Source organism: Frankia sp. CcWB3, assembly GCF_977927595.1.
Genome location: NZ_CDWRCK010000004.1, coordinates 27,033 through 37,825, shown reverse-complemented (window position 1 = coordinate 37,825; position 10,793 = coordinate 27,033). Strand labels below are relative to the sequence as shown.

Annotated in this window: 4 protein-coding genes, 2 pseudogenes and 1 other annotated feature; all 6 genes and pseudogenes read right to left on the bottom strand. The window is 70.3% G+C overall.

Annotation, left to right across the window (positions count from 1 at the left end):
* The coding region (locus tag ACY5KJ_RS00985; RefSeq protein ID WP_462202521.1) for an IS3 family transposase at window positions 1–422 on the bottom strand (422 nt) is incomplete at its 3' end.
* Window positions 207–333: a sequence feature (AL1L pseudoknot), on the bottom strand. Its footprint overlaps the gene before it by 127 nt.
* A gap of 256 nt (window positions 423–678) precedes the next feature.
* Window positions 679–1,482, bottom strand: coding sequence for a neutral zinc metallopeptidase (locus ACY5KJ_RS00980; RefSeq protein WP_462186949.1), 804 nt, complete (start codon window positions 1,480–1,482; stop codon window positions 679–681).
* A 210-nt stretch (window positions 1,483–1,692) separates the two neighbouring features.
* Window positions 1,693–5,194 (bottom strand): annotated as a pseudogene (locus tag ACY5KJ_RS00975) (DEAD/DEAH box helicase).
* Window positions 5,195–5,262: 68 nt separating this feature from the next.
* Window positions 5,263–6,383 (bottom strand): annotated as a pseudogene (locus ACY5KJ_RS00970) (alpha-hydroxy acid oxidase).
* A gap of 177 nt (window positions 6,384–6,560) precedes the next feature.
* The gene (locus tag ACY5KJ_RS00965) at window positions 6,561–9,290 is read right to left on the bottom strand and encodes an AMP-binding protein (protein ID WP_462186950.1); all 2,730 of its coding nucleotides are present in this window, start codon (window positions 9,288–9,290) and stop codon (window positions 6,561–6,563) included.
* Window positions 9,291–10,060: 770 nt separating this feature from the next.
* Window positions 10,061–10,793: ABC transporter ATP-binding protein (locus ACY5KJ_RS00960; RefSeq protein ID WP_462202519.1), on the bottom strand; the 733-nt coding region annotated here is incomplete at its 5' end.

Genomic DNA, 10,793 nt, shown 5'->3' with positions numbered 1-10,793 from the left:
CCGTCCCCGCGCAGGAGCCGGGCCACCGTACAGCGGGCGACGTGCCGGCCGGCGACCCCGCCCTCGCGGTCAAGCTGCGCGAAGACCTTCCGCGCCCCGGAGACACCGTAGTTCTCGGCATGAATCCGCCTGATCTCCTTCAGGGTCTCTTCGTCGGTGACCGCCCGGGCCGACGGCGGCCGTTTCCCCGCGGCGTAGTAGGTGCTCGGGGCGACCTGGACACCGGCGTCCTTCAACACCGCACAGATCGGCTCGACCCCGAACTTCTGTTTGTTCTGGTCGATGTAGTCGTGGACTACCGGCGCGGGCGGCCGAGCTCCGCCGCGAAAAGCCGACGCCGACTTCAGGATCTCGTTCGCCCGCCGCAGTTCCCGGTTCTCCCGCCCCAGCTCAGCCAGCCGGGCGGCCACCTCAGTCGGCACACCCCGCTTCGTTCCCGCCTCAACCGCGGCCTTCACGACCCAGACCCGCAGCGTCTCCGGCGAGATCCCCAGCTAAGCCCCGATCCACTGGCACGCACCCTTCGCGCCCGTCCCCGCCTCGGCCCTGACCCCCAGCACCAGCCGGATCGCCCGTTCCCGCAGCTCATCGGGGTACTTCCTCGGCACGCCCATATCGTCCACTTCCTCCTGGTTTGACTGCCTCTATCAAACCCGGCACGGGACAGGCGTAGCTGGGTCAGAACAGCGGCACGCTTCCGCTCTCGGACTGGCCGAGCCGGTGGCAGGTGTCGCTGTCGCGCAGGTAGCCGAAGGAGAAGGCCTGGGCGCGTTGACGGGGGGTGCCGTGGGCGTCGGGGGCGGAGGCCACCTCCTGGTCGAACCAGCCGCTGTCGCGGGTGTCGCCGATGCTGTAGAACAGCAGCGCGCCCTGCAGCGCGTCGGTGAACGCGATGCGCTTGGCGTCGTGCGCGCTCTTGGCCTGGCGGCCGGCGAAGCAGTCGGCCTGGTTCTCCTCCGCGCGCGACACCACGCCGATCGTCCCGCCGATCCGGGCGCCCCGATGACCCAGCTCGTGCATGATCACAAACAGCGGGTAGGACGCTCCACCCGCCTGGAACAGCTCCGTCATGAAGTCGACGCTGTAGGCGACGGTGTCGTCGAGCTGGCAGTACAGTGCGTTGCCCGCGAACTGCTTGGGATCGTCCACCTGCGCGCCGCAGGCGTCCTGCGGAACCTGGCCGTCCCGGTAGGGGACGAACCGCGGCGGTGTCCACGCGTCGCCGAGCTCGCCGTGCCAGAAACTGTTTGTGCCGCCTGGGCAGCCGACCGGTTCGGAGAGGAGTTTCTCGACCCCGGCGAGGTCGGTCACCCTGCCCCCGCACTCCCCGGCGGCCGCGATCGGCACCGCCGATGTGCTCACCGATGTCCCAGACGCGGCCGTGTCCTCCGCGGCCGCGTCCGCCGCGGAGGAACCGTTGCAGCCGGTCAATACCCCGACGGACACGACGATCGCGGCCAACGCCGCCCAGATGACCCGCACGAGGCATCACCGTAGAGGCCCGCCCCGGTGCGTGGAACCCGACGTCGTCACCCTGACAGGCGCCGACGCCCTGACCTCGCCTAACCGCCGGTCGACGGCCCGGCCGCAGGCCCCGATGGGCGCCCATCGGTGGAACCGGGTGAACCGGGTGAACCCGCCCGCGCCTGTCAGGCCAGCCGGCCACGAGGCAGGGGGCGGTCCGGGGGGCCGTCAGGCGAACAGCTCGCGGATGTCGTCGGCGTCGAGCGTCGAGCTGAACATGTCACCGTCGTCCATGACGCTGGAGAACAGCCGCGCCTTCCGGTCCTTCATCGCCATCACCTTCTCCTCGATCGTGTCCCGGGCGACGAGGCGGTAGACCATGACGTTGCGGGACTGCCCGATGCGGTGCGTCCGGTCCACCGCCTGTTCCTCGGTCGCGGGATTCCACCACGGATCGAGCAGGAAACAGTAGTCCGCCTCGGTCAGGTTCAGGCCGAACCCGCCGGCTTTCAGGCTGACGAGAAAAACCGGGGCCGACCCCGTCTTGAACCGTTCGAGCACGGTGGACCGGTCGCGGGTCCGGCCGTCGAGGTAGCAGTGCTCCACACCGAGGGCGGACAACCGTTCGCGTACCTTGCCGAGAAACCCGGTGAACTGGCTGAAGACCAGGGCCCGGTGACCACTGTCGACGACGTCGGTGAGCTGCTCGAACAGAGCGTCGATCTTGGCGCACGGCAGGTCCCCGTGGTGGTCGTCCACCAGGCCAGCGTGCAGGCTGAGCTGGCGCAGCAGGGTCAGCGAGCGCAGGATCGTGAAGCGGTTGCGGTTCATGTCGTCGACCAGGCCCAGCACCTTCTGCCGTTCCCGTTGCAGGTAGGTCTGGTAGAGCCTGCGGTGCCGCGGGTGCAGGTCCACCTCCAGGACCTGTTCCTGCTTCGGCGGGAGCTCGGGCGCGACCTGTTCCTTGGTGCGGCGCGTCATCAGCGGCCTGATCCGCCGTCGGAGCTGGGCGAGCAGCTCGACGTCGTTCTGCTTCTCGACCGGCCGGGCGTAGTAGTCGCGGAAGCGGGTCGGGTTCGGGAACAGGCCGGGTGCGGTCACCGACAGCAGCGACCACAGCTCCATCAGGTTGTTCTCCATCGGGGTCCCGGTGACGGCCAGTTTGAACGGCGCCGGCAGCAGCCGGGCGCACCGGTAGGCCTTCGACTGATGATTCTTGATCATCTGGGCTTCGTCGAGGATCAGACCCGACCAGGCCAGGCTTGCGTACTCCTCGTGCTCGAGGCGGAAGAGCGTGTACGAGGTGATCACCAGGTCGGCGCCCGACACCGCCTCGTCGAGGGCCTCGCCGCGGCGCCGCTGCGTGTCGGAGATCGCCACCGTTCGCAGCCCGGGCGCGAACCGGGCCGCCTCCGCGGCCCAGTTCGACACGACGCTCGTCGGCGCGACGACGAGGAACGGCGCGAGTTCGGGATCGGCCTGCCGGGCGTGGCAGACCAGTGCCAGCGTCTGCAGCGTCTTTCCCAGGCCCATGTCGTCGGCGAGCACCCCGCCCAGCCGGTACTTCCACAGGAACGCCAGCCACCGGAAACCGTCGAGCTGGTAGGAGCGCAACGTCGCCGCGAGCGTCGCCGGCGGCTCCTGTTCGAGCTGGCCCTCGGCCCCCAGCTCCAGCAGCCCCGTCACCTGCTGGCGCCACGACCGCGCCTGGCGCTCGACCACACCGAGCCCGGCGAGCTCCTCCCACAGCCCGACCTGGAACCGACTGATCCGCAGCGGACCGCCGGGTGAGTCCTGTAGCGCCCGCGCCTCCTCGATCAGCCGCCGCAACGTCTGCAGCTCGGGCTTCTGCAGGCTGAAGTAGGCGCCGTCGGCGAGGAGCAGGTGCGACTGCCCCTGACTCAGCGCCAGGAAGACGTCCGTGAACGGCACTTGCCGGCCCTCCACGGTGACGGTGACCCCGAGATCGAACCAGTCGGTCTCGGCCTACCACGTCGTCGGTGGACAGGCCGATGAGCAGCGAGTCGCCGGCCTCCCGGTAGGCCGCCGGGTCACCGCTGACCTCGACGGCCACCCCGGGCCGGTCTGTCAGCAACGGGAGCAGCTCCGTCGTCGCGCGCATCGTGTCGACGCCGCGCAGCCGCACCCGTGGCCGCAGACCGGAACCCTGGTCACCGGCGAGCAGGGCGGCCGTGCCGGAGGGCAGATCCAGCGCCGCCAGCACGTCCCGCAACGCGTCCTGCTCCTGGCGCGGATCCCGCAACCCGTCCGGTTCCGCGGCGGGCAGCATCGTGCCGGGCGGTTCGGTGCCGTCAGGCTCCGTCGCGTACAGCGGCACGTGGATCCGCTCGCCGCCGACCTCGTAGGCCCATCCCCAGGTGAGGTCGAGCTCGTGGTCGTCACCGTAGGAGGCGTGCAGCACCAGGGCTGGCGGCGGCACCTCCGGCGGCTCGAAGGAGCCGTCGCTGGACACGACGGGGGCCAGGCGCCGCAGACGCGGGTAGAACTCCGTGCGGAAGCGGGACTCCTCGCTGCGGGGCACCCGCAGGCTCCGGTTCCCGACCGCCATCCGCTGCAGCCGCGGCGGCACCGGCTGGGCGAGCCGCGCGAGCCGGACGTGCCAGTCCCGATGGTCGTCGGAGGCCAGGACCTCCGCCCGGTCGACGTACACGACGCCATGGCCCTCGCGGCCGATGAACGAGAACACGGCGGCGTCCGTCGGCGTCCCGCCGAGGCGGAGCAGGGGAGCCACGACCAGCGACTTCGTGCTCTCGTCCCGGGTGACGTTCAGGCACAGCTCCGCGGAACCGTACCGGCTCACGTCGCCGAGCTTCTTGCGGGCGTGCACGAACCGGAGGCCGACCGCCTCGGCCTCGTCGAGCATCGGCCAGAGCTGACGGCTTTCGAACGCGCAGAGATCGAGCCGTTTCGCGCCGCCGGAAGAGTAGGAGGAGTAGTACGAGTACCCGTACCGCTCGTCGTGGGCCCGGTACACGGCGAAGAACTTCTGCAGCAGCCGTACCTGCGGCTGCTGGTACTCGCGGGTCTGGTACGCCGCGTTGAGGGCGTCCCACCCGATGGCGTTGACCCAGCCGTTCCGGCCCGGCTGCACCAGCCGGGCCGTGACCCGCAGGCCCAGCTCGGATCCGCCGCCGTGGGCCGGCGGATCCGCCGTGAAGCTCAGCTCGACGGCCAACGGCGTCGTCCCGGCGGCCCCGCCGTGCCCGCCGTGGCCGCCGCCGACGGCGGGCACGGCACCCAGCAGCTCTCCCAGGTCCTCGGTCCAGGCAGCCGACCGGGACAACCGCGGCTGAGCCGACCGCGGGGAGGACTGAGACCGCTGAGACCGCGGGGAGGACCCGGACCGCCGCGCCGATGGGCTGGGGGCCGCCGCCGCACCCGTTGCCGCGTTCGCCGTGGCCGTCGCGCCTGTCGTGGCCGTCAGCACCAGTGCCACGACGTGCTTGCAGTCGACGCCCACCGGGCAGGTGCACGAGCCGTACTGGAACGTCCAAGAGGACGGACCGTCACCCGAGAACTGCGCGCTCGTCGCGTAGACCTCGCCGCCGCTGCCACGCACCCGGCCCCGGAGGGTGTTCTCGTCGGGGTCCCAGTCGATCCTCGTGACCGCGCTCTGCTGGGCGTAGTGCACACCTCTGGCATACGAATGTTCGCCGACGGCTGTCCGGAGACCGACGGTGCCGGGTCCCTGCCACGACACGGAGAGCATGCCGCCAAGGTAGCAGGCGGTGACGGAAGGTCGCCAAGCGGCCCAACTCAGCCGTCGACAGGCATGGCCTATCGCGTCGACGGTGAGAGGGTGCTGGGGATACGTGCGCCCGAGACGAGGCCGCGGTCGAGGTCCGCCACGGTCGCGGCGCCGAGCAGTGCCATCGCGTGGTCGAATTCCACGCGCAGCAGCTCAATCATCCGTAGGACACCGGCCTCGCCGCCCGCGGCGAGGCCGTACAGGTAGGGCCGACCCACGAAGACCCCCGCGGCGCGGAGGGCCAGCGCCTTGGCCACGTCGTTGCCTCGCCGGACACCTCCGTCGAGGAACACCGTGAGCCTGCGCGCCGCCGCGTCAACCACCTCCGGCAGGATATCGATGGTCGCGGGGACGCCGTCCAGCTGCCGCCCGCCGTGGTTCGAGACCACGACACCGTCGACGCCCAGCTCGACGAGCCGGTCGCACTCGTCCCCGCGCATCAGGCCCTTGAGGAGCAACGGGCCTTCCCACAACGACCGGATCCGCTCGACGTCCTCCCAAGTGACGCAGTCCGACGACGATTTGATTGCCGCTTGGGTCTGGTTGAGGCTCAGCCGGGACGGGTCGCCGGGACGGCCGGCGCTGAATTGGCCGCGCATAAATTCGAATGTGCCCATGAAGTCGAATTTGCCGCGGATGAAATCGGTCGCCCACGCCGGCTTGCTGGCCCCCTGCAGCAGCATCTTGGGATGCGGCGGCCGACTTATGAGCTTGTTGCGGGTGTCGCGCTCACGGTTGCCCAGGACCGGCGTGTCGATGGTGATGGCCAGGGCCCGGTAACCCGCCGCCGCGATCCGCCGGACGAGGTTCCCGACCTCGGCGCGGTTGGGGGCAGGTAGAGCTGGTACCACAGCGTGCCAGTCGAGCGCGCGGCGACATCCTCGAGGGGGAAGGCTGCCACGGTGCTCTGCATGTACACGATGTCCGCCCGCGCCGCGGCCCTCGCCACAGCGATCTCCGCGGACGATCGCGCGAGGCGGCCCGTACCCGTGGGCGCCAGCATGATCGGCATCGACAGCCGCTCGCCGAACACGGTCGTCGAGAGGTCTCGCGTGGCGACGTCGGCGAGCGGCCGCGGGCGGAACTCGATGCGGTCGAACGCCGTGCGGTTACGCCTGAGCGACACCTCGTCGCCGGCTCCGCCCTCCATGGCGTCGAAAACCGCCCGGGGAAGCCTGCGGCGCGCCAGTTCCCGGAAGTCCTCGACATTGATTGCGTCCTGCACCCTCACGAACACGGACCTTTCGCTGTCGGCCTGGTCACGGGATCGCGTTCTCCCGGTCGCCAGGATTGTCAGTCACTCCGGAAGCACGCAAGCGGCAGCCGTTCACGCCTTGCGGGAGCTGGTGCGGCCGGCGAGGACCGCCCGGATGTCGGCCGCGATCTCGCTTACGATGGGTTCGCGCAGCACGGTGTCGTGGTCGCCGCCCACGGTGCGGTAGGTCGCCTCGCCGGTCAGCAGCGGGCGCCAGGCCTCCGTACGGTGCGGCGGCGAGGCGGCCGCCAGGTAGACCAGCGCCCGCCCGTTCCAGGGCTTGGGCCGGTAGAACCTCGTGAGCACCCGCGATTGGTTGTAGAAGACGTCGTACTGGTTCATGCCCTTGAACTGAACGACGCCAGCCAACGGGAGCTGGGCCGCCTGCCGGGCCCAGCCGAGCAGGACCCGTGCGGCAGCCCTTGCGCGCGCCGAGCCTATAGCCGATCCCCCCGTATGGTCCAAGGCCGGGGCCGGATTCGAACTCGTGGCCGGTCCCCCTGGAACTGGAAGCTGAGAGGGCAGCACTCCTCCCGCGAAGACGCCGGAGGACGTGTCGGGCAGGAAGCTGTCGATGAGGACGAGCAGTTCGACGTGCTCGTCGGCCTCGGTGAGGAGCCTCGCGGTTTCGAAGGCGACGAGGCCGCCGAAGGAGTGGCCGGCGAGGTGGTAGGGGCCGGTGGGTTGGAGTAGGCGCAGGGCGCGGGCGTGGCGGCGGGCGGCGGTGTGGATGGACCAGTCGGGGAGGCCGCGGTATTCGAGGCCGTGGGCTTGGATGCCGTAGACGGGGCGTTCGCCGTCGAAGTGGCGGGCAAAGCCAAGCATGCCGACGGCGAGGCCGCCGGCGCCGCAGAAGCAGAAGAGGGGCCGGCCGCTGCCGGTGGTGCGCAGCGGGACGACGGTGGGGTGGCGTAGGACGTCGGTGCCGGTATTGCGCAGGTGGGCGGTGAACTCGGCGACGGTGGGGGCGTCGGCGACGGTGGAGGTGGGGAGTTTGACACCGAGTTCGTCGGCGACCCTGGTGAGGAGCTCTTCGGCGATGAGGGAATCGCCGCCGAGTTCGACGAAGTCGTCGTGGATACCGACGTCGTCGAGGTGCAGGGCGGCGGCCCACACGTCGGCGACGGCCTCTTCCCACTGGTCGCGGGGCGGGTCCTGATTGGGTTTCGGACCGGCGGGGGGCAGGTTCAGTCGGTCGACCTTGCTGCGGTCGGTCCTCGGTAGTGCGGTGACCAGCATGACGGTGGCCGGCACCATGTAGGACGGCAGCTCGGCCCGTAGCAGGCGCCTGATCGAGGCCGGTGAGACCCGGGCGCCGGTCACGGGGACGACGTAGGCGACCAGGCGGGCCCGCTGCGTGGTCCTGTCGGCCACGACGACGGCCTCGAGCACATCTGAGCTCGCCAGCAGGGCGGACTCGATTTCGATCGGCTCGACGAGGTACCCGCGGATCTTCACGGCCGCGTCGGTGCGGCCGACAACCCTGAGCTGGCCGCTGGCGTCGATGCGCCCGAGGTCTCCGGTGCGGTAGGTGGGTGTGCCGTCCGGCCCGATGCCGAACCGCGATGCGCTCGCCGCCGCCGCCCGCCAGTAGCCCCCCGTGATGAAGTGGCCCGTCACGACGATCTCACCCGTCTCACCGGGCGGCATCTCGATGCCATCCGGCGAGACCACCCTCACCGCGACGTCGACCACCGGCCGCCCGGCCGGCATCACGCCGTCGGGTAGGTCCTCGTCCGACCAGATCGGGGCGCAGGTCGCCGTGCCGAGCTCCGAGGCTCCGTAGGAGACCAGGAACGCCGCGGCCGGCGGTAGGTGGTGGCGGGCCAACTCGACGTCGCGGGCGTAGATCGCCTCGCCGACCGACATGACGAATCGGAGGTCGTCGAGCACCTCGTCCGGCTCAAGGCAGCCGAACACGGTCCGGATCAGCGCCGGCGTGGCCACGATGCCGGCCGGCCGGGTGGTGCGCAGCCAGTCGGCTAGGTCGCGGACGCCGCGGACCCGAGGGTCGTACATCTCGAGGGTGGTGCCAAAGACCAGGCCACCGACCATCCGGTTCATCCCCGAGATGAAGGAGTAGGGCAGGAAGAGCGGCAGACGGTCGCCCGGAACCAGCCGCATCACGTCCTGGGCCTGGATGGCGTAGTGGATGCCCAGCAGGGCGCGGTGGTGCCACACGACACCCTTCGGTACTCCGGTCGACCCGGAGGTGAAGATCGGTACTCCGGTCGACCCGGAGGTGAAGATGAGCACAGCTGGATCGGTATCGGCCCGGCGCGGCGCGGTCGACGCCACCCGGTCAGCCAGCGCCGGGGACCAGTCGGCGACGCGCTCGTCGCCGACGTCGATAGTCTCCACGATCCCCGGCAGCGCGGCGGCAGTCCGCTGGTCGGCGGAGCCAGTCGGTCCGGTGACGCACACCGAGGCCCCTGCCAGTCCCACGACCTGAGCGAGACGGTCGGTGGGATGCATCCTGTCGAGGGGCACGCAAGGCCGGCCGCTCGCGATAACGCCCAAGACGGCGGCGATCCCGCTCGCGCCGTGGGGCAACAGCACCGCGACGGGCGTGTCCGGGTCGGCCGCGGCGGGCTCCCGAAGGATGCGGTCGGCGACGACGTCCACCCAGGCGACGAGCTGGGCGAAGGTAACGGCACGGTGTTCGTCGCGGACCGCCACGACGTCGTGGCAGACCGCGGCGACGGTGCGGATCCGGTCGACGACGTTTCCGAACCGGTCGTCGGGACGCAGCGGCGGCGGCACCGGCACCGGCACCGCCTGGGTGACCTGGCTTTTCCTCATGCCAGGCCTTTCCTCGCGCCAGCCAGGTCAGTGGCCTTAGGGACGGGCGGTGTTGTCATGGCGCCTCCCGGGCGGGCACTGGTATTGGAGCCGTGACCGCGCTCCGGTCCGTTCAGATCCGTTCATATCTAACACGAACGGCTTTGCGACCGACCACCCAGTCCATATTAATCATTAACGTAAGGGTATGGTTGCCATAAGGACCTGGAGCCCGCGATACGGCTCGACGCGAAGGGGACGTAATGAAGTAACAAATACGTGATCGAGAGCATCATCGCAGGTCACAGGCCTGTGGAGGGTTCGAGACGCGCAAGTTATTTCATTTCGACTCCGAAGCGCCGCTCCGTCCCCCTATTGGCCGAGCCGGGTCTGTTGCGGCAGGGGCCGGTGGAAGCGGCCGGAATGATCGACCGGTATGCCGTCACGCCGTCACGCCGTCGGTGCCGGTGCCAGAGTTCACAGGATTCCGGCGGTACTTGCGATTGGCCCTGTCCTCTCGGGATATCGAGGAACTGCTCACCGGGCGTGGTATCGACGTCGATCGCGTCACTGTCTACCGGTGGATCCAGCTACCGGTGAATCCAGCGGCCCATGACAATCCTTCCCTATGGACAGGGAACCTCAAGTTCGCTGTCCACGGAAGCGGATTGTGCGTCGGCCACAACCAGCGACGGCTGCGTGCGGGCAGGCCGTGCCTCGCGTCGAGGTGGTCTCCCACGAGCACTGAGCCTGCGCCCTGAGCCTGACACGAGCGCGTCTCACGGGCTCAGCTACTCGGCGGGTTCGTGATCGTCGCGCCGCAGCCGCCAGCCGCGGCCCCGTTCGCGCTCGCGCTCGCGCCAGAATGCGGCGTACCGCCCGTCTCGGGCCAGGAGCTCATCGTGCCGACCGCACTCGACGACCCGGCCGCCGTCGAGGACGGCGATCTGGTCGGCGCGGACGATCGTGTCCAGCCGGTGGGCGATGATCAGGACGGTGCGGTCGGCGGCGAGCTCGGCCAGGGCGGCGTGCACGGCGGTCTCGTTCTCGGTGTCGAGGGAGGCCGTGGCTTCGTCGAGGAGCACGATCGGCGCGTCCTTACACAGCGCGCGGGCGATGGCGACGCGTTGGCGTTCGCCGCCGGACAGCAGCTGTCCGCCCTCGCCGACGCGACTGGCCCAGCCGTCCGGGAGCCGGGCGACGATGGAGTCCACCCGGGCGCGGTAGGCGGCGTCGCGGACCTGCTCCGGGGTCGCGTCCGGGTTACCGAAGCGGATGTTGTCCTCGACGGTGCCGTCGAGCAGGTAGACGTCCTGGAACACGAACGCGATGTGGTTGAGCAGCTCGGCGCTGGTGAGGTCGCGGACGTCGACGCCGCCGACGCGCACCGAACCGGAGCCGACGTCGTAGAAGCGGGCGATCAGCTTGGTGACGGTGGTTTTCCCCCCGCCGGAGGGTCCGACGAGTGCGGTGGTTCGCCCGGCCGGGATCGTCAGCGTCAGCCCGCTCAGCACTTCGGGACCC